This is a genomic window from Hylemonella gracilis ATCC 19624, from assembly GCF_000211835.1.
GTDB classification, from domain to species: Bacteria; Pseudomonadota; Gammaproteobacteria; order Burkholderiales; family Burkholderiaceae_C; genus Hylemonella; species Hylemonella gracilis.
This window is the reverse complement of sequence record NZ_AEGR01000006.1, coordinates 24811-45165: the sequence shown is the minus strand read 5'-3', so window position 1 is coordinate 45165 and position 20355 is coordinate 24811. Positions and strand designations below refer to the sequence as shown.

The following is a 20355-nucleotide window of genomic DNA, read 5'->3' as shown; positions in this document are numbered from 1 at the left end:
TTACGGTCATCCGACCGTGGCTGGAGGTGTCGCGTGGTCGGGCGCCGCTGCGCGATTGATTCAGTTCAGATTGAGTACTGCTTCAGGCGGCCATCAGCGCCAGCGGCTGAGTTAGCTCTTGCCGCTCTCCAGCGCCGGCATGAGCCAAGCGGAAGACAGCCACAGCCTGAACGAGTTCCTGAGCCTGCATGCGCAGACTGCTGGCTGCGGCCGCCATCTGCTCCACCAAGGCCGCATTTTGCTGGGTGGCCTGGTCCATCTGAACCACGGCATCACCGATCTGCGAGACGCCTGAACTCTGCTCGCTGCTCGCCGCGCTGATCTCTCCCATGATGGCGGTAACACGCCGGATGCTGGCAACGACCTCTCCCATGGTTCCACCCGCTTGGTCGGCCTGCACGCTGCCTTGTTGAACACGCTGCACGCTGACGCCAATCAGGGTTTTGATCTGCTTGGCCGCGTCGGCCGAACGCTGGGCGAGCGCGCGCACCTCGCCGGCGACCACCGCGAAACCACGCCCTTGTTCGCCAGCTCGCGCGGCTTCCACGGCGGCGTTCAAGGCCAGGATATTGGTCTGAAAAGCGATGCCGTCGATGACGCCAATGATTTCAGAAATTTGGTGCGAGCTGTCGTTGATGCCTTTCATCGTGTGAACCACTTGCCCCACGGCTTCGCCCCCGTGCTCGGCGACGCTGCTGGCGTCGCGCGCGAGCTGGTCGGCTTGCTGGGCGTTGTCGGCGTTTTGCCGAACGGTCGACGACAACTCCTCCATCGAGGCGGCAGTCTGCTGCAATGCGCTGGCTTGGCGTTCGGTGCGGGCCGACAAATCCTGATTGCCCTGAGCAATCTCGGTGCTGGCCATGGACACGGAATCGGAGCTATGGCGTACCTTGGTCACCACGTCAATCAAGGCAGTACGCATGGTGTTGAGTGAGCGCAAGAGATCCGCAAGCTCATCCCGGCCCGACGCATGAATTTCCTGCCCCAGATTGCCACGGGCGATTTCCTCGGTATGGGCGACCGCTTCGCGAATGGGGCGGATCAGTGAGCGCGTCAGCCAGATCGACAAGACCACGCTGACCAGGCAAACGATCAGCATGATGGACAGACTGATCATCACCGCTTGGCGCCCCTGCTCATGCGCCGCGAGGGCCAACGCCTGCGCGTCTTTGGCGATCTGCTGCGCGGCTTCATCCAGAAGGCGGGCGGGCGCTCTGTCCATGCCACTGACGGATTTGTCACCCACGGGAGCCAGAAAGCCCGAGGTTTTGTAAGCCTCGAGACCTCGGCGATAGCCTTCCCCCATCTTGCGGTGTTCCGCCAGGAACTGCTCCACCAGTCGACGCGCCTCCCCTGCGGGCAAGGTGCCGGTCAGCGTGCGTCCCGCAGCGCCGACCTCCTGCTCGGTCTTTTCAAAGCCAGTCCAATGACGGTCCAGCAGTTGGGGCTCCGTGCCGCGCAACAGCACGTTCTTCCACTCCTGCACCTGGGTCTTGAAGCTGACCAGCATGCCCATGACCAAGCGCTCATGCTGATGGACCTGCGCCACCTGAACGTCATAGACCTGCAAGGATTGATTCAGTCGGTAGATTCCGAGAAAACTGGCCCCCAGCAGGGAGACAATGAGCGCCGCAATCGTGAACGGCAGCCGAACCCTGATCTGCATGATGCACCTCGCGCGGTTGATGCAAGCCGGAATTCTTTCGAGGCTCGGCGATGGAGCTGCACCCCGAACCCGGAACATCCCCCCGAGGGGATGCCCTTGGATTCATTATGAATTCAAGCTTTGGCCGCTGTGAAGGCGCTGCACGGATCAGCGCGGATCCGGCTTTTGTCAGGCTAAAACGGCTGCCTGATTGACTTCGTCAATCTGCTCGGGCGCTAGGAAGCGCTCGGCGTACCGCAGATAGACCTGCTCGCGCACGAAAATCTCGAACAGATCGGGATCGATGTGCCCCCCCTTCTTCATGTTCGCCATGATGGACAAGGCCTGAGAGAGTTTCATCGGCGGCTTGTAAGGGCGATCGCTGGCGGTCAGAGCTTCGAAGATATCGGCGATGCCCATCACACGCGCCTGCACCGACATTTGCTCGCGCGTGAGCCCCTTGGGGTAACCCTTGCCATCCATGCGCTCGTGGTGACCACCCGCGTACTCCGGCACGTTGCGCAGGTGCCGCGGCCAGGGCAATTGCTCCAGCATATTGATCGTGGCGACGATGTGGTGGTTGATAATTTCGCGCTCAGGGTGCGTCAACGTACCACGCGCAATGGTGAGGTTCTCGACCTCGTTGGTGCTTAGGAAGTCGCTGTCCTGCCCAGCGAGGTCCCCCGGCGCGCGCCAGCGGTAGTGCGTGGCCATGTGACGCACACGTTGAATGTCGTCTTCCCGCATGGCCTCCCCGCCCTTGTTGGCCCTGCGCAGGAAGTCGCGGTCGGCATCCAGGTGGTTCAGCTTCTCAATCAACTTCTCGCCGACCCGGGCTTCGGCCCCTGCGTCAACCTGCGGTCGCAAGGCCAGCTGCTCGCGCAACGCCGCGATTTCGGCATCCCGCTTGAGCACCTCGAAACGGGTGTCCACCAGTCCGATGCGATCGTAGATGGTTTCCAGCTTGGTGGCTTTGTCCACGACATGCACGGGCGTCGTGATCTTGCCGCAGTCGTGCAATAGGCCGGCGATCTTCAGTTCGTAGCGATCCTTGTCGTTCATCGAGAACTCGGCCAAGGGCCCGGCGGTCGTGGCCGCGGCCGCATCGGCCAACAGCATGGTCAATTCAGGCACGCGCTGGCAATGCCCGCCCGTGTACTCCGATTTCTCGTCAATGGCCTCGTTGATCATGGTGATCAGGGCCTCGAACAGCTCCTCGAGCTGCGCGATCAGTTGGCGGTTGGTCAGAGCGATGGCCGCCTGCGAGGCCAGCGATTCGACCAAGCTTTGGTCCGCGGGCAGGAAGGCCGTGACTTCCGCACTGCCAGGCTTTCGGGCGTTCAGCAGCTGAAGCACACCGATCACCCGATCCTCGTGGTTCTTCATGGGCACGGCCAGCATGGATTGCGAGCGATAGCCCGTGCGCTGGTCGAAGGAACGTGTTCCGGTGAAGTCGAATTTGGTGTTGTCGTAGGCGTCCGGAATGTTCACCGTGCTTTCATGGTTGGCGGCATAAGCCGCCACGGCTCGATCATTGAGCCGCCCCTCAGCATCGAACAACTGCACCAAGGGCAGTTCGATTTTCTTGCCCGTCGTGCCGCCCATAGCAATGTTGAGCGAGTCGGTTCGCATGATCTCAAAGCGCAAGGCGCGCTCATCGTCGGTCACGCGGTAGAGGGTCCCACCATCGGCATTGGTGATTTCCTTGGCGGCAAGCAAGATGCTTTCCAGCAGACGGGTGGTGTCATGCTCGCGCGAAAGCGCCGTGCCGATGGTGTTGAGCTGCTCGAGGCGACGCAGCAGATCGGTCGTGAAATTGGCAGAGGTTTCCGTGTTCATGATCGCGCTTTTTGTAACAATCCTCGGCAAACAGGCCGAGGAAAAGCAAGGCGAGAGACTATCTTAGAACACTCGTGCTGCCTACCTGAAACACGGTAACAGTCGCGCCCCGGAGAGAAATTCAACGGGGAAGCGCCAGCGCCGGGGCAAGTTGCCCGATGGCAAGCGGCCGGTCACCCGCATATGGGCTCGCGGCATGCATGCCCGGAGCCAGCTGAAACACGGCAACAGCGGACACCAGCGCTTCCGCCTGCGCACGAAGATTGCTGGTCGCTGCTGCCAATTGTTCCACCAGGGCCGCGTTCTGCTGAGTGGCCTGGTCCATATTGGTCACAGCCTCGCCGACTTGGATCACGCCCGAACTCTGCTCGCTGCTTGCCGTGCTGATCTCGGCGACGATGTCGGACACCAGCCTGATGCTGCTCACCACCTGCTCCATGGTGTTGCCTGCACGGTCCACCAAGGCGGCGCCTTGTCCCACCTGCTCCACACTGGCGGTGATCAGCGTCTTGATCTCCTTGGCTGCGGCGGCGCTACGGCCAGCCAATGTGCGAACTTCGCTGGCCACCACGGCGAAGCCTCGTCCCTGCTCGCCCGCCCGAGCGGCCTCAACCGCAGCGTTCAAGGCCAGGATGTTCGTCTGGAAGGCGATGCCATCGATCACGTTGATGATGTCGACGATCTTGCGGGAGGATTCACTGATTCCCTTCATGGTCTTAACGACCTCGGTCACAACCTCGCCACCTTGAATCGCCACACTGCTCGCGCTTTGAGCGAGCTGATTGGCCTGCATGGCATTCGCTGCATTCTGCTTCACCGTGCTACCCAGTTCTTCCATCGACGCCGCCGTCTGCTCCAGGGCACTGGCTTGGCTCTCGGTGCGAGAGCTCAAGTCCTGGTTGCCTTGCGCGATCTCCGCACTCGTGGCCGACACGGTTTCACTGCCACGGCGCACACGATCAACGGTGGCCGCCATGGCATCACGCAAGGCCTTGATGCCGTGCATGAGGCTTTGCTGATCGCCCGGCTTCAATCGGACATCCACGCTCAAGTCGCCCTGCGACATGCTGTGCATGATCTGGCTGACTTCGGCGGGCTCGCCGCCAAGCTGCCGGACGATGCTACGGACGATCAGCAAACCGAAACCAAGCATCAGTAGAGCCAAGACCAGTGCGCCTAGGCTAGATTGAATCACCCGCTGCCGGATGGACTCATCCACCGTGTCGATATAGACCCCCGAGCCAACCATCCACCCCCAAGGTTCGAAGCCCTTCACGTGAGAGACCTTCTGAACCGGTGTCGAGTGCCCTGGCTTCGGCCACATATAGTCCACGTCCCCCGCGCCCTGAGCCTTGACGACTTTGACCATCTCCACAAAGAGATGCTTGCCGTTCGGGTCTTTGTTCTCGGTCAGGTCCTTGCCATCCAGTTCCGGGCGAATGGGGTGCATCACCATCCTGGGATGCATGTCATTGATCCAGAAGTACTCCGAGCCGCTGTAGCGCAAGGCCTTGACCGCCGACAAGGCGCGCTGCTTGGCTTCATCCATCGACATCTGGCCCTTAACGGCCTGATCGTGGAAATGCGCCATCAGACCATACGCCACCTCGGTCGCTTGCCGAACGGCATCTTTGCGCTCTTGCAGCAACAGGCTGCGTTCGGACACCATGGAAAAGGTCAATAAGAGGATCAAACCCAGGATGGCGCTGACGATCAAGGAACCCAGGCGTTTACCCAAGCTCATGGTGGCGAATCGAAACACGGGGAAACTCCTCAACGGCATTCAGACCTTACTGAACCCTTACCAGGTAAGGGGTATGTGCGAGTAGCGCTTCTTTTTCTACGTTTCGCACACTGTAACAAGAGGCGCGAACAGCCGGCAAACGCGATGAGTGGTATTTTCCCGGGGCACCAAAAGGAAAAGCCGCTCGCGTTGAACTCGAGCGGCTGATCGCAAGCAACGGGTGTAGCAGCTTGTTATGCGCGCATTGTTTTGGGGCGTATCACTGCGAGCAGGGTTGCCAGGGTGATGAGCAAGAAGCAGACGAAAGACCAATTCGCAATGCTCAGGCCCAGGAAGGTCCAATCGATGGCGGCGCAGTCACCAGACCCGCGAAAGATCATCGGCACGACACGCTGGAGAGGAAAGGCTTCGATCATTCCGTAGAAATCGCGGCCACAACTGAGGATCTCCGGCGGATGCCATTGAAGCCAGCTCTGGCGCGCGGCGACAAAAGCTCCGAATGCGGAGAACAGCAACACCAAAAGCGCACCCGTCACATGCCAGGATCGGCCCTTGAACAGGGCGGTTGCGCCCGCGAAGATGGCCACCAACACCAGCGCGTATCGCTGAACGATGCACATCGGGCAAGGCTCAAGTCCCACAACGTGTTGCAAGTAGAGCCCGAAGGCCAAGAGCCCCAAGCAGGCCAGGGAAATCAGAAAAAGAATGCGCCGCAGCGCCGTCAGAATGTCAAGTAGTTGTCGAGGCAGCAAGATCCGGTTTTCCTTCCACGAAGACGCGGGCTTTGCGCGGCGTCACCGCCAGCAACTCACCCTCCGTCAGTCCAAGCTCGCGGTATTGTGATGCAGGGATTTGCACTTCGATCACCGCTTGCCGCAGGGATGGAGTGCTTTCCTCGGGCAAAAGTTCCAGGCGGGCAATCGGTCCGACCACGATGGCGCGTGACAAGCGCGCCGCGATGCCCGGCGCACCGCTGGACCAGCGGCGTACATCGAATTCGTGAGGGCGCACGTAAGCGAACGCCTGGGCATCTCGCGCATCGACATGCTCAGGTGCGGCAATCGTGATGTCGCTGGAAATGCCGTCCAGGTGCAGCGTGCCCTCATGGGCACGTCCGTGGAAGAGATTCACATCCCCAAGGAAACCGTACACGAAAGGACTTGCGGGGTGCTCCCAGACATCTTGCGGGGACCCCACCTGCTCCACGACACCCCGGTTCATCAACACCACGCGGTCGGCCACTTCGAGCGCTTCTTCCTGGTCATGCGTGACGAAAATGCTGGTCACGTGCAGTTCGTCGTGCAAACGGCGTAGCCAGCGGCGCAATTCCTTGCGCACCTTCGCGTCCAGCGCTCCAAAGGGTTCGTCCAGCAGCAGCACCTTGGGCTCCACGGCCAGGGCCCGCGCAAGCGCGATGCGCTGACGCTGTCCACCCGACAGCTGGGACGGATAACGATCGGCCAGCCAATCCAGCTGCACCAGCTTGAGCAGATCCATGACCTTCGCCTTGATCTGCTTTTCGCTGGGGCGTTCGGCACGGGGCTTCATGCGCAGGCCAAACGCCACGTTGTCGGCCACGGTCATGTGTCGGAACAAGGCGTAATGCTGAAAGACAAAGCCGATGTGACGATCACGCACATGCTTGTCCGTGGTGTCCTCGCCGGAAAAAAAGATGCTGCCGCTGTCCGCAGTCTCCAGACCCGCGATGATGCGCAGCAGCGTCGTCTTTCCGCAACCCGAGGGGCCGAGCAAGGCGAGCAGCTCGCCCGAGGCGATGTCCAGATCGACATCGTGCAAGGCACGGAAGTCGCCAAAATGTTTGTTGACCTTGCGGATTTCAATGCTCATGGGAAAACTGCTTTCTCAGGCGGCTGAAGAGGCTGCCGGTAAGGAATTGGCGGCGGCCGTGCCGGGATTCTCGGGCGGAGCGTTGTCCGCGGCCGCGCGGTCTCGCTCGTGCTTCCACTCGGCAAAGGTCTTGAGAACCAAGGTCACCACAGCCAGCACGGCCAAAAGGGAGGCCACGGCAAAGGCAGCCGCAGATTGGTACTCGTTATAGAGAATCTCCACATGCAGCGGGATCGTGTTGGTCTGACCACGGATGTGACCCGACACCACCGACACTGCGCCGAACTCCCCCATCGCGCGCGCGTTGCAGAGAATCACGCCGTACAACAAGCCCCACTTGATGTTGGGCAGTGTCACATGCCAGAAGGTCTGCCAGCCATTCGCACCCAGCACGATGGCCGCCTGTTCTTCGTCGTTGCCTTGCGCCTGCATGAGCGGAATCAACTCCCTCGCGATGAAGGGGAAGGTCACGAAAACCGTGGCCAGCACGATGCCCGGCACCGCGAAGATGATCTTGATGTCATGCTCGGCCAGCCAGGGCCCCAGCCAGCCTTGCGCGCCAAAAAGTAGCACGTAGATCAGGCCCGACACCACGGGTGACACCGAGAATGGCAAATCCACCAAGGTGGTGAGAAAGGCCTTGCCACGGAATTCGTACTTGGCGATGGCCCAAGCCGCGGCGACGCCAAACACCAGATTCAGGGGCACGGCGATACCCGCGGCAATGAGCGTGAGTTTGATGGCTGACCAAGCATCCGGCTCCAACAGGGCCGCAAAGTAGGCGTCCCAGCCCTTGCGCAAGGCCTCCGTCGCGACCGCCACCAGCGGCAACACCAGGAAAAGTGCGATGAAACCTAGGGCTACCAAGGTCAACGTCCAGCGCACGAGCGGCGTCTCGGTGGTCAGAACGCGCTTCTTGCGCACGTCCAAGGCAGCGGAATTACTCGGAGAAGATGAAATCGACTTCGTCATCGCATCAGGCTCCAGAACGCTTGCGCTGCCAAGCTTGCAGGCCGTTGATGACCAACAGCATCACGAAGGAAATGAGCAGCATCACCAAAGCCACGGCGGTCGCGCCGGCGTAGTCGTACTGCTCCAGCTTAGAGATGATGATCAGCGGCGTGATCTCGGAAATCATGGGCATGTTCCCCGCGATGAAGATCACGGACCCGTATTCACCCACCGCCCGCGCGAAGGCCATCGCGAAACCCGTCAACAATGCCGGCAGGATGCTGGGCAGGATCACGTAGCGGAAGGTCTGCCAGCGAGTCGCACCCAGACAGGTAGCAGCCTCTTCCAACTCCTTCTCGGTGTCTTCCAGCACAGGTTGCACCGTGCGCACCACGAACGGCAGACCGATGAAAATCAAGGCAATCACCACCCCGGTGGGGTTGTAGGCCAGCTTGATGCCCAGAAAACCAAGAATCCCATCAGGCTCAAAGTACTGGCCGATCCAGCCGTTGCCGGCCAGCAAGGCCGTCAAGGAAATACCCGCCACGGCGGTCGGCAAGGCGAATGGCAGATCCACCAGGGCATCCACGATCTTTTTGCCGGGGAACTTGTAACGCACCAGCACCCAGGCCACCAGCAGGCCGAACACCAGGTTGACCAGGGCGGCAATCAACGACGCCCCGAAAGTCAATCGGTAGGAGGCCAGCACGCGTGGCGAGGCCACTGCGGTCCAGAACTGATCCCAAGTCATCGTGAATGACTTGAAGAACAAGGCGGACAGCGGAATCAGGACGATCAGGCTCAGGTAAAGAAGCGTGTAGCCCAGCGTCAAATTGAAACCAGGTAGGACACGCCGCGCCTTTCGGCGCGAAACAACTGCCGGGCGCCCGTTCGGCTCGGCAGCGGGAACAGCAAGCGCAGTCATTCAGTGCTTATTTGACGGTGTAGATTTGATCGAATTTGCCGCCGTCGTTGAAGTGCACCTTCTGGGCTTCCGCGGCGCTGCCAAACACCTCGGAAACGGTGAACAACTGAATCGGCTTGAATGTGGCGGCATTCTTCTTCAGCACAGCCTGCGAGGTCGGACGCAGCGCATGCTTGGCGGCAATCTCCTGTGCTTCATCGGTGTACAGGAAATCCAAGTAGGCCTTGGCCACATCGGCGGTCCCCTTCTTGGCCACGGTGCGTTCGACGACTGCCACCGGGTTCTCCGCCACCACGCTGATGCTGGGATAGACCGCTTCCACTTGGCCAGCACCGAATTCGTTGACGATGGAAATCACTTCAGACTCAAAGGTGATCAGCACATCGCCGATGTTGCGCTGAAGGAAGATGCCGGAAGCATCGCGCCCACCTTTGCCCAGCACCGGTGCGTTCTTGAACAGCTTGGCCACGAACTCGGCGGCTTGTGCGTCCGTGCCGCCCTTCTTCTTCACATAACCCCAGGCCCCCAGATAAGTCTGACGGCCATTACCACCCAGCTTGGGATTGACCACCACGACCTGAACGCCAGGCTTGATGAGGTCATCCCAGTCCTTGATGCCCTTGGGATTGCCCTTGCGCACCACGAAGATGTGGGTGGACAGGGTGGGCGTGGCTTTATTGGGGAATTTTTGGGTCCAGTCTTTCGCGACGAGTCCCTTGTCCGCCAGGAATTCCACGTCGGTCACGGTATTGAACGTGACGACGTCAGCATCCAGACCATCGGCCACCGCGCGCGCTTGCGCGCTGGAACCGCCATGGGACTGATCCACCTTCACGTCCTTGCCCGTCTTTTTCTTGTACCAAGCGCTGAAGGCGGGATTAATGTCCTTGTAGAACTCGCGTGCCACGTCGTAGGAGGAGTTGAGCAAAGTGACTTGCTGGGCACTCGCCAGTTGGGACACCCCCAACGCCAGGGCCGCCAGGGTCAAGGTGAAGGCATTTTTCAGGTTCATGGATCTCTCTCTGGTTGGAATGGGGGTCAAATGGAACTGCGGGGTGGCAGCACGGCCACAAATCCGTAATCGACGTGGGCAGGATTTTCCCAGGCCGTCTTTCAAACTCAAAAGATGATTATCTTTTTAGCTCATAACCAATGCATCTAAACCCAGGCTAAGAGGGCAAACTTGCCGCAGCTTCGCACCGGCGCAGGCCGCCCTCGCCCCCATCGCTTGCCACCAAGGACTGCAGGAGCGCCACCCCCAGCGGCCACTCGCCATGGCCCGATTCGACGTTGATGTGCCCGGCCTCTGGGACGCGGACAAACTCACTGCCCCAGTTGCGGGCATAGGCGCCACACAAGCGAATCGGGCAATAGGGATCGTTGTTGCTCGCGACCACGATGCTCCGGTAAGGGAGCTTGCGACTCGGAACTGGGGCAAAGTCACTGAGGATGGAGCGGCGCTCCGGGTCTGCCGGCGCGACCAGCAGGGCACCGCGGATGCGTGCTTGCGCATCCTCCGGCAGATGATTGACCGCGATGCAGCCCAGGCTATGAGCCACCACGACCACCGGCAGCGCACTGCCATCTTGGTCCACTTGGGCCAAGATGGTTTGCCGTATGCGCTCCACCCAAGCCGCCCGGGCGGGGGTCTGCCAATCGTCCTGCTGCACGCGCACGGTATCGGCGTAACGCTGAGCCCATAAGGACTGCCAGTGCCCAGGCCCTGAGTCACGCCACCCCGGCACGATGACAATGCGCACGGCTTCCGTCACGTTGGTCCTGCTTTCTCTGCGTTTGGCGTACGGCTGCCCTTGGCCCCCTTATTTGTTCGGCTGCGGCGTGACACGCAGGTAGGGCTTGACCGCTTTGTAGCCCTTGGGAAAGCGCCGTGCGATCTCGTCGGTATCCTGCAAGCTGGGCACGATGATCACATCGTCACCATCTTTCCAATCGGCTGGCGTCGCGACCTTGTGGCTGTCGGTCAACTGGAGTGAATCGATGACGCGCAAGAGTTCGTCGAAGTTGCGTCCCGTGCTGGCCGGATAGGTGAGCGTGGCGCGAATGGTTTTCTTCGGATCGATGAAAAACACGCTGCGCACGGTGGCCGTGACGGAAGCGTTGGGGTGGATCAAGTCGTACAGCTCGGACACCTTGCGATCCGCGTCGGCCAGGATCGGAAAGTTGACCGTGGTGTGCTGGGTTTCATTGATGTCGGGAATCCACTGCCGGTGTTTGTCGGCGGGGTCCACGCTGATGGCAATCGGTTTGACACCGCGCTTGGCAAACTCACCGGACAACGCAGCGGTTCGCCCCAACTCCGTGGTGCAGACTGGCGTGAAGTCAGCCGGGTGCGAAAAAAGGATGACCCAGGAGTCACCTGCCCATTCATGGAACTTGATGAGTCCGATGCTGGAATCCTGAGTGAAATCGGGGGCCGTGTCGCCCAGTCGTAGCGTCGCCATGAGGAATCTCCTGATGTGGTATGGCGCCCATTCTGGACGTGCCCACTCGAGATTCCAACGAATATCTCGCTGTTAGCTCATAACCTGCCGGCATGAACCGCAGGGTTCAAGACGGGGAAGCGCGGTTCAGCCGTCCATGACCGATCCGCCAAGCGGCCTCATCAGGCTTGCAACTGCGACAGATGGTGATGCACCCGGACAGCCAGGGCGCATTCAGTGGAACCGGTCAATGCTTGCATGCGCCCGTCGAGCGCCGTCTGCACCAGTTGAACCAGGACACCTAACTGTGGCGTGACTGGCCCCAAGAAAAGCGGATGCTGCGCGCGTAGGACCAGGAGCGTTGGAAAGTTTTCCACGTCGACCTCACCCAAGACCTCGCTTTCATCCTCGATATCGATCCAGGCAAAGCGAACCGCGCCGTTGAACTGACTCTGGAGAGATTCGAACAAGGGTTGGTAAGCACGACAGTTGTTGCACCAATCGGCGCAGAGGCAAACCACCTGCAAGGGATCTGCCGCGTTAGGGTTGCTGCTCATGCCGCAAGTGTGCCCGATCAGCGGACTTCACGCGCCGCCACGACCAGAAAGCTCCGTCACAAAAACACGCGCATGGCCGCAGGCCAGAGGGTCAGGACCAACCCGTGAGCAAAAACGCGCGATGTGCATGCAAAACCCCCGCTCATGCCCGCAATGACCCGCCGACGTGCGTAAAAACCCTCTTTGTCACACCTCTGCACGCGTCAAAGATGCGGGGTCTGGCGAGTCCAGGCATTCCACACAACGAAGGAGACAGCGATGACACAGAGCAAGACGACCCGACGCCGCAGCCTGCTCAAAGGCGCTGCGGTGGCCGCCGGCGCCATGTCGGTGCCGATGATCAGCAACGCGCAAACCACCTCGCTGCGCTTGCAAAGCACCTGGCCGGCCCAGGACATTTTCCATGAGTACGCCCAAGACTTCGCCAAGAAGGTCAACGACATGGCGGGCGGCCGCCTCAAGATCGAGGTGCTGCCTGCGGGTTCCGTGGTGCCGGCCTTCCAGTTGCTGGAAGCCGTGAACAAAGGCACCCTCGACGCCGGTCATGGCGTCGTCGCCTACCACTACGGTAAACAATCCGCGCTGGCCTTGTGGGGGTCCGGCCCGGCCTTCGGCATGGACCCCAATATGGTCCTCGCATGGCACAACTACGGGGGCGGCAAGGCCTTGCTGGACGAGATTTACAAGTCCATCAACATGGACGTCGTGTCCTACCTCTACGGCCCCATGCCCACGCAGCCCTTTGGTTGGTTCAAGAAGCCGATCGCCAAGGTGGAGGACGTGAAAGGCATGAAATTCCGCACCGTGGGCCTGGCGGTGGACATATACACGGCCATGGGGGCGGCAGTGAACCCCTTGCCAGGCGGCGAGATCGTGGCGGCACTCGACCGGGGCCTCATCGACGGCGCCGAATTCAACAACGCCTCCAGCGACCGGGTGCTCGGTTTCCCCGACGTGGCCAAGAACTGCATGCTGCAGAGCTTTCACCAGAGCGGTGAGCAGTTTGAGATCCTGTTCAACAAAAGCAAGTTGGAAACGCTGCCCCCCGAATTGCGTGCCATCGTGGACTACGCCGTGCAAGCCGCCAGCGCCGACATGAGCTGGAAAGCGATTGACCGCAACTCCAAGGACTACCAGGAGCTGAAGAAACAGGGCGTGAAGTTCTACAAGACACCGGACGCCATCCTGCGCGCCCAGCTCGACGCCTGGGACAAGATCATGGAGAAGAAGAGCGCCGAGAACCCGCTGTTCAAGAAGGTGCTCGATTCGCAAAGGGCCTTCGCGCAACGCACCAAACAGTGGCAGAACGACTACATGGTGGACTTCAACATGGCCTACAACCGCTACTTTGGTCGCGGCGCCAAGAAGGCCTGATCTTCGCGAAGCAAGCAGCTCCGCCATCGTCGCCCCCGATGGTGGAGCTTTTTCAACACGCCTGGCGTGTGCTTCAACCTCTCACTCCCCTCTTCGCCGCGTTCCCTCGCCTTCTGACATGACCTCACTTCCCAACGTACAGCGCCTGCTGCACGCCGCGGACCGCATGAGCACTTGGACCGGCAAGACCTTTGCCTGGCTGATCGTCGCGCTCATGCTCGTGGTGTGCGCCGAAGTCTTCAAGCGCTACGCACTCAACGCACCCACGGCATGGATCTACGACGCCAACAACATGATGTACGGCACGTTGTTCATGATGTGCGGAGCCTATGCCCTCTGCCAAGATGCCCACGTGCGGGGTGATTTTCTTTACGGCAGCATGAAGCCGCGCACCCAGGCCACGCTGGACCTCGTGCTCTACGTCGTTTTTTTCCTGCCAGGCGTCTGCGCGCTGACCTGGTCCGGCTGGAGCTACTTTCAAGACTCTCTGGCCATGCGTGAGCAAACATTCAATGCCACCCCGATTCCGCTCTACCCCTTCAAGTTCATCATCCCGCTGTCCGGTGCGGTCGTGCTGCTGCAAGGCATCGCTGAAATCATCCGCTGCATCGTCTGCCTGAAGACTGGCACGTGGACGCCTCGCCTCAAGGACGCCGAGGAAATGGATGTGGTGGAGGAACAGCTCGCGGCCAGCACTTACGTGGATGAAAAGTCCAAGCAAGAAGCCATTGCAAAGGCCCATGCCATCGACGAAGCCGCGCGCCAGCGCGGCACGGGAAACGTCGGGAGCGCATCATGAGCAACGCGGCACTCGGCTTGACGATGCTGGGTCTGATCATCGTCGTGATCCTGATGGGCTTTCCCACGGCATTCACGCTGATGGGCCTGGGCATGTTCTTCGGCTTCATCGCGTTCTACGACCCGGCACAGCACTGGCTCGACAACCGCATTTTCGACCTGATGGTGCAGCGCGCCTTCGGCGCGATGACCAACGAGACCCTGCTGTCCATCCCACTCTTCGTTCTGATGGGCTACATCATGGAACGGGGCGCCCTGGTGGATCGCATGTTCCACGCCGTGCAGCTGGCGTTCCGCCGCGTGCCCGGTTCTCTGGCGGTGGCCACATTGGTCATCTGCACTTTCTGGGGCATTGCCAGTGGTTTGGTCGGAGCGGTGGTCGTGCTGATGGGTGTGATCGCCATGCGGCCCATGCTCAACGCCGGTTATGACACACGGTTGGCCGCGGGCGTGATCACCGCTGGAGGCACGCTGGGCATCCTCATCCCCCCGTCGGTGATGATCATCGTTTACGCGGCCGTGGCCGGCCAATCGGTGGTGAAGCTCTACGCCGCGGCCATGTTCCCAGGCTTCTTTCTCGCCTTCCTCTACCTGGTCTATGTCATCGGCTGGGCCTTGCTGCAACCCAAAGTGGCTCCCAAGTTACCGCCCGAGCTGCAGCGTGCGGATGTTTCGCCCTGGGTCGCGCACCTTGCAGCGACCTACTCGCCGCGTTTGCTACCCGCGCTGTTGATGGCCCTGATCTCGCCGGGCCGCGCACTCTCGGCCGGCATCGATGGCGTGAAGGCAAGCTGGTGGCTGTTGCTGCGCAACCTGGGAAGCGCACTGACACCGCTGCTGTTCGCGGCCGTGACTCTGGGTACGGTTTGGTGGTACATGGTCATCTACACCCAGCAGAACGAGGTACCCGAGCCTCAGACCATGGAACAGGTTCAGCAAGCCCAGTCCGCCGAGTCGCCATCGGCCGACTCGTCAGATCTAGCAGAGCCCCCCGCCGAAAGCGGCTTACAAGAACCGACGTCCTTGGACGGTGGTTTGCAGGAGCCTCCAGGTAGCGCAACGTCCAAGGATGCCTTGCAAGAACCGCCAGGAGCGGCTTCAGGGGTTATGGCTGGTCCAAGAGACAGTGATCCGCCAAAGGGCGCTCACGGCGACAGCCTGCAAACCCTCGGCGAATCCGCCGCCCCCGCGCATGCGGCTACGGTTCCGCCCTCCTTTTACACGGGTTTCTGGATCACCGTGGCCTTCACGCTGGCGCTGCTATTCTGGTATTACCGAGCACTCGATGCAGAGCAGTTCGAGATCTTGCGCATGCTGGTGTCTTCGGTGTTGCCGCTGGGCACGCTGACGCTGGTGGTGCTCGGGGTGATTCTGTTCGGCATCACGACGGCCACCGAATCCGCCGCGGTCGGCGCGGCCGGTGCCTTTCTCATGGCCTGGCACGCCCGCACATTGAATTTCAAGAAGATCAAGGAGGCGGTGTTCCTGACTGCCAAGACCACCGCCATGGTGTGTTGGTTGTTCGTTGGATCCGCGCTGTTCTCGGCCGTGTTCGCCATCCTGGGCGGGCAGGCGCTGGTGGAGCAATGGGTGATGTCCCTGAACCTGTCGTCACTGCAGTTTCTGCTGCTGTCGCAGGCCATCATCTTCATCTTGGGCTGGCCACTGGAGTGGACCGAGATCATCGTGATCTTCGTGCCCATCTTCCTGCCGCTGCTGGCGCATTTCCAGATCGATCCACTGCTCTTCGGCGTGCTCGTGTTCGTGAACCTGCAGGCGGCCTTCCTGTCGCCGCCGGTGGCGATGTCGGCCTTCTATCTCAAGGGCGTGTCACCACCGCACGTCACGCTGAATCAGATTTTCGCCGGCATGATGCCTTACATGCTCATCGTGATTCTCTGCATGGTGCTGATGTACCTGTGGCCGCAACTCACGCTGTGGCTGCCGCATTTTCTTTACGACTGAGCCAGAGGGGCGGGGGGCGGATCCACGTGACTTCGAGCATGCGGGCCACCTTTCTGACAGCTGAGGCGCGACGCCACCGTGGGAATCGCATGGTGACGTCGCGCTCGACCATCAAGCCGCTGCGCAGGCGCGGCGAATGTCGCCCGCGAAGGCATCCACCGCCTCGGGCGTGGTGTCCCAGGCGCACATCAGGCGGCAGCCGCCACCGGCGATGAAGTCGTAGAACTTCCAGCCCTGAGCACGCAGGGCTGGAATCGCGGGCTGCGGCAGGAAGGCGAACACCGAGTTCACCTGCGGCGCGTGCGGAACGCGCACGCCAGCCAAGTCTTTGATCGCGCCATACAGACGTTGCGCCATGGCGTTGGCATGGCGCGCGTTGCGCAACCACACATCGTCTTGCAACATGCCGATCCAGGGTGCGGAGATGAAGCGCATCTTGGACGCCAGCTGGCCCGACTGCTTGACACGGTAGGCAAAGTCTTCGCTCAGGGCCTTGTCGAAGAACACCACGGCTTCGCCAACCGGAAGACCGTTCTTGGTGCCGCCGAAACACAGCACGTCGACGCCCGCGCGCCAGGTGATGTCGGCGGGCTCGCAGCCCAGCGCAGCAACCGCATTCGCGAAGCGCGCGCCGTCCATATGGAGCTTGAGCTTGCGGCGCTTCGCGATGGCGGCGATCGCGCGCACTTCCTCCACCGAGTAGACCGTGCCTAGCTCGGTCGCTTGGGTAAGGCTCACCACTTTGGGCTTGGGGTAATGGATGTCGGCGCGCCGAGTGACCAGTTGCTCGACGGCATCCGGCGTCAGCTTGCCCAATTTGGCCGAAGTGCTTTCGTTCTCGGCGATCAACAACTTGCTGCCGTTGGAGAAGAACTCCGGCCCGCCGCATTCGTCGGTTTCGATGTGTGCCACCGGGGTGCAGATGACCGAGTGATAACTCTGGCACAGGGATGCCAGCGCCAGCGAGTTGGCCGCCGTCCCATTGAACACAAAGTAGACATCGCAATCGGTCTGGAACAACTGCCGTAGCTGCTCACAGACGCGTTGCGTCCATTCATCATCGCCATAGCCCGGTTGATGCCCACTGGCATTGGCCTCCAAGAACCAGTGCATGGCCTCGGGGCAAACACCGGCGTAGTTGTCGCTGGCGAAGTGCTGGCGCGTGGTGTTCTGGGAAGGCACGGAGGTAAGACTGCTCATGGAAAAAGAAATCAGATACAAAGTACCGATTCTCTCAAGGACTGCACTTTCATGCTTAGCAAGCGAGCCTCGAACCTCTCTACCATCAACCCCAATGGCAAGCCCATCTTGCAGAGCCGGAATGCAAAAGCCCGCTACAGATTCTGTAGCGGGCTTTGCTTTGGCCATATGGCCTTTTGGCTCCCCGACCTGGGCTCGAACCAGGGACCTACGGATTAACAGTCCGGCGCTCTACCGACTGAGCTATCGGGGAATATTCGGTCTCACAAATTGTCGCTTGTCGGTCAGTGGTGGGACGTGCAGGATTCGAACCTGCGACCAACGGATTAAAAGTCCGCTGCTCTACCGACTGAGCTAACGTCCCACTCAGCGGGACGCTTTACTGCGCGTTACGCCTGCCCCGACAAAGCAAAGATTATAGCGTGAATATTTTGGGTTTTTGGTCGAGGCTCGAATTTGATGGCTCTTTTTTTCAACTCAACGGCGAGGCTGCGCATCAACCGCTCGCCATGAGACCCCGTCCAAGGTCGACGGCAAATGATGTTCATGCCGCGTTCGTCGCGATCCTGTTCAACACCCATCCTGCTGCACAAAGGCCGAAGGTTGCGGTGACGGAAACCATTGAGCCGTATCCACTGCAGTTGAGACTGCCATCGCCGCTGACATCGCAGGCCTCATCGTCCTGACGTGGGCCTTGAACGGCTTCCCTGCTGTACACGCAGGCCACGCCAATTTGGCGCGGAATCTTCTTCGCTCCTCGTGAACTTTCTGGCGCACGGGGCGCACCATGGTGCTTGCGCAGGCGGTAACGCAACTGCGCAAGCAAGGGGTCGTGCGTCACATTGGCCAAATCATCCACGGCCACAAGATGCGCTTGCATCTTGCCTCCCGCCGCACCCACCGTGATGTAGTGGTGACTCGCCGAGTGTTCGCGTGCCCAGGCTGCCAGGGCTGTCTTGGCCAAGACCTGATCACAAGCATCGATCACCGCATCCACACAGGGCCCTTGGGCAATCAAAGCAGGCCAGTTGGCCGGTTCGACGAACTCCTCGATGCAACGTACCTCGCATGCAGGATTGATCTGCGCGATGCGCTCGCGCATGGCTTGCACCTTGGCTTGCCCTAGCGTGCCATCGAGCGCGTGGATCTGACGATTGATGTTGGACTCGGCCACATGGTCCATGTCGATCAGCGTCAGGCGTCCGACGCCACTGCGGGCCAAGCCTTCTGCGGCCCAGGAGCCGACGCCGCCAACCCCCACGACCACCACGTGCGCGGCGCGGATGCGTGCTGCTCCAGTCTGGCCGTATAGACGGGCCAAGCCGCCGAAACGGCGCTCGAAATCTGGTGGCTCCATATCCACTGCTTGCATCATCAGTTGATCACGTCAGGCATCTCATACGCCAATGCCCGAGATGCGCCACGGCCAACTCATGCACAGAGTTGGCTTGCGTGCCGCCGGCCTGGTCACCGAGTTATTTCTTGGTGTTGCCCTGAGTCGACGAGACTGCAGGTGCAGTGTCTTTCAAGCGTGGCAAGCGCTGCTTGGCCGTGGCGGCTGCATCGGACTTCGGATAGGCCTTGATCAGCTCTTCCAAGGTCTTGCGGGCGCCTTTGGTGTCTTTCAATTCAACCTGGCAGTTGGCGATGGCCAATACGGCTTCGGGTGCACGCGCATGGTCCTGCGACTGACTGAGCAGGATGCGGAAATTTTCAATCGCTTCCTTGTAGTCCTGAGTCGCATATTGCGCGTTGCCCAGCCAGAAGAAGGCTGAGGGTGCGTAGCCGCTGGACGGATAGCGCTTGATGAACTCGGCAAATGCGTTCTGTGCGCCCGGGAAATCGCCCTTGCGAAACAAGCCCAGACCGGTTTCAAAGTCGCGTCTTTCGGCGCGCTCAGCAAGAAACTCTCGCCCGTCAACGCTCACGCGCTCCGGCTCCAAGGCGCGCACGCGCTCTTCCAACGCAGCCAAGGCCTCCTTGTACTGACGCTGAGCGTCAACCAAAGCGCGCGCGGACACTTCGTCCCGCCCTATCAGGCGGGCATTGTCGGTCCGCAGATTGTCAATTTGCGTTTGCAAATCGATCAGGCTTCGGCGCAACTGGATGTTCTCATCGATCAAACGCCGCAGCTGCTCCTGCTGCGCTGTCGCGCGCTGCTCTTGGTCCAACCGCAACACATCGACACGCTGCCGAAGCTCCAGAATCGCGGCACGCGCTTCATCGTCGCCAAACAGCGCCGCGGCCGCTGGGGTGCTCAGCGTGACAAGGGCACTGAGGCAAACAGCGCCGAGACGCACTCGCTCATCGAGAGCAACAAAGAAGCGCGAGGACTTATTCAGCAAGTTCACTGAGTTTTCAGGGTTGTGTCGCGCGAAAGGACCGTGCGTTCCGCTCAGCGGTAGCTGATTTCGGCGCGACGGTTCTGCGACCAAGCCGACTCATTGCTCCCCTCGGAGACAGGCTTTTCTTCGCCAAAGCTCACTGCATCGATCTGGGTATCGGCCACGCCGAGCAGGCTCAGCGCGCGACGGACGGCTTCGGCGCGGCGCTGCCCCAAGGCCAGGTTGTACTCACGCCCTCCGCGCTCATCCGTGTGCCCTTCGATGACAACACGCAGGGCGGGATCGCTCGACAGATACCGTGCTTGGGCCTCGATCAGCTTCTGAAACTCAGGCTTGATCACATAGCTGTCGTAATCGAAATAAACCAAGCGGCCAGCCGCCATCGCGGCCGACTGCAAAGACGCGGCCGTGGGCCCCGCGGACTGCACCACGGTTTCCGGCGTCGCAGTGGGCTGGGGGACCGAGCCCACCGCACCACCGTCCGCGACGGTCGCGCTTGTTTGACCAGCGCTCGCCTTATCGCTTCCCGTCTGCGGGTCGAGCTTGACCGACGAACAAGCCGCCAGCGTCAAGGAAAACAGTGCAATTCCCAAGTATTTGAGTTTGATCATGATGGGCTCCAGCTATCAGAGATGGGGAAACTTTACCCGAAACAAGCGGGCTGAAATGTTAATAAGTATGAAATTCTCACAGCCGCACGTGCGGGCTATGGGCTGCGTTAGG

Annotated in this window: 18 protein-coding genes and 2 tRNA genes; 3 read left to right on the top strand and 17 right to left on the bottom strand. The window is 60.7% G+C overall.

Annotated elements, in window-relative coordinates:
• Positions 1–82 precede the first annotated feature (82 nt).
• The 11 genes from HGR_RS17915 to HGR_RS00525 form a co-directional block, all read right to left on the bottom strand.
• A complete protein-coding gene (locus HGR_RS17915; protein WP_006296086.1) occupies positions 83–1666 on the bottom strand; it encodes a methyl-accepting chemotaxis protein in 1584 nt (527 codons plus the stop codon).
• A gap of 168 nt (positions 1667–1834) precedes the next feature.
• Complete coding sequence (locus HGR_RS00570) at positions 1835–3484, bottom strand: HD family phosphohydrolase (protein ID WP_006296085.1); 1650 nt, start codon at positions 3482–3484, stop codon at positions 1835–1837.
• A gap of 121 nt (positions 3485–3605) precedes the next feature.
• Positions 3606–5246: a methyl-accepting chemotaxis protein gene (locus HGR_RS00565; RefSeq protein ID WP_006296084.1), complete on the bottom strand. Its 1641-nt coding sequence runs from the start codon at positions 5244–5246 to the stop codon at positions 3606–3608.
• A 215-nt stretch (positions 5247–5461) separates the two neighbouring features.
• Positions 5462–5977, bottom strand: coding sequence for a disulfide bond formation protein B (locus HGR_RS00560; protein ID WP_039851849.1), 516 nt, complete (start codon positions 5975–5977; stop codon positions 5462–5464).
• Entirely contained in the window at positions 5958–7076 is a 1119-nt protein-coding gene (locus tag HGR_RS00555; protein ID WP_006296082.1) for a sulfate/molybdate ABC transporter ATP-binding protein, read from the bottom strand. The genes HGR_RS00560 and HGR_RS00555 overlap by 20 nt, the downstream gene beginning before the upstream one ends.
• A gap of 15 nt (positions 7077–7091) precedes the next feature.
• On the bottom strand, positions 7092–8048 hold the full coding sequence (cysW, locus tag HGR_RS00550) for a sulfate ABC transporter permease subunit CysW (protein WP_039851823.1): 957 nt from the start codon (positions 8046–8048) through the stop codon (positions 7092–7094).
• A 4-nt stretch (positions 8049–8052) separates the two neighbouring features.
• Positions 8053–8952, bottom strand: coding sequence for a sulfate ABC transporter permease subunit CysT (gene cysT, locus HGR_RS00545; RefSeq protein ID WP_039851821.1), 900 nt, complete (start codon positions 8950–8952; stop codon positions 8053–8055).
• A 7-nt stretch (positions 8953–8959) separates the two neighbouring features.
• Positions 8960–9964 carry a sulfate ABC transporter substrate-binding protein gene (locus HGR_RS00540; protein ID WP_006296079.1) on the bottom strand — a complete coding sequence of 335 codons (1005 nt, stop codon included), beginning with the start codon at positions 9962–9964 and terminating at the stop codon, positions 8960–8962.
• 157 nt (positions 9965–10121) lie between these two features.
• Positions 10122–10724, bottom strand: a complete 603-nt coding sequence (locus HGR_RS00535; RefSeq protein ID WP_006296078.1) for an RBBP9/YdeN family alpha/beta hydrolase — start codon at positions 10722–10724, stop codon at positions 10122–10124.
• A 48-nt stretch (positions 10725–10772) separates the two neighbouring features.
• A complete protein-coding gene (locus HGR_RS00530; protein ID WP_006296077.1) occupies positions 10773–11414 on the bottom strand; it encodes a peroxiredoxin in 642 nt (213 codons plus the stop codon).
• A 161-nt stretch (positions 11415–11575) separates the two neighbouring features.
• Positions 11576–11950: a thioredoxin family protein gene (locus tag HGR_RS00525; RefSeq protein ID WP_081463397.1), complete on the bottom strand. Its 375-nt coding sequence runs from the start codon at positions 11948–11950 to the stop codon at positions 11576–11578.
• Positions 11951–12208: 258 nt separating this feature from the next.
• On the opposite strand from HGR_RS00525, the gene HGR_RS00520 reads away from it, so the two are divergent.
• The 3 genes from HGR_RS00520 (at position 12209) to HGR_RS00510 (ending at position 16087) form a co-directional block, all read left to right on the top strand.
• Positions 12209–13324 (top strand): TRAP transporter substrate-binding protein, encoded by a 1116-nt coding sequence (locus HGR_RS00520; RefSeq protein ID WP_006296074.1) that lies wholly within the window; start codon positions 12209–12211, stop codon positions 13322–13324.
• Positions 13325–13442: 118 nt separating this feature from the next.
• Positions 13443–14123: a TRAP transporter small permease subunit gene (locus HGR_RS00515; protein WP_006296073.1), complete on the top strand. Its 681-nt coding sequence runs from the start codon at positions 13443–13445 to the stop codon at positions 14121–14123.
• On the top strand, positions 14120–16087 hold the full coding sequence (locus HGR_RS00510) for a TRAP transporter large permease subunit (protein ID WP_006296072.1): 1968 nt from the start codon (positions 14120–14122) through the stop codon (positions 16085–16087). Before HGR_RS00515 ends, HGR_RS00510 begins: the two co-directional genes overlap by 4 nt.
• A gap of 111 nt (positions 16088–16198) precedes the next feature.
• Here the strand turns inward: HGR_RS00510 and HGR_RS00505 are convergent, their stop codons facing one another.
• The 6 genes from HGR_RS00505 to pal all read right to left on the bottom strand — a co-directional run bounded on the left by HGR_RS00505 (position 16199) and on the right by pal (position 20243).
• Positions 16199–17287 (bottom strand): threonine aldolase family protein, encoded by a 1089-nt coding sequence (locus HGR_RS00505; protein ID WP_050797348.1) that lies wholly within the window; start codon positions 17285–17287, stop codon positions 16199–16201.
• Between the two features lie 177 nt (positions 17288–17464).
• A tRNA-Asn gene (locus HGR_RS00500) sits at positions 17465–17540 on the bottom strand.
• 35 nt (positions 17541–17575) lie between these two features.
• Positions 17576–17651 (bottom strand) — tRNA-Lys (locus HGR_RS00495).
• A 180-nt stretch (positions 17652–17831) separates the two neighbouring features.
• Entirely contained in the window at positions 17832–18644 is an 813-nt protein-coding gene (locus HGR_RS00490) for a tRNA threonylcarbamoyladenosine dehydratase (RefSeq protein WP_039851841.1), read from the bottom strand.
• Positions 18645–18762: 118 nt separating this feature from the next.
• Positions 18763–19638 (bottom strand): tol-pal system protein YbgF, encoded by an 876-nt coding sequence (ybgF, locus tag HGR_RS00485; RefSeq protein WP_006296069.1) that lies wholly within the window; start codon positions 19636–19638, stop codon positions 18763–18765.
• Between the two features lie 44 nt (positions 19639–19682).
• Positions 19683–20243 (bottom strand): peptidoglycan-associated lipoprotein Pal, encoded by a 561-nt coding sequence (gene pal / locus HGR_RS00480; protein WP_006296068.1) that lies wholly within the window; start codon positions 20241–20243, stop codon positions 19683–19685.
• Between the last annotated feature and the right edge of the window lie 112 nt (positions 20244–20355).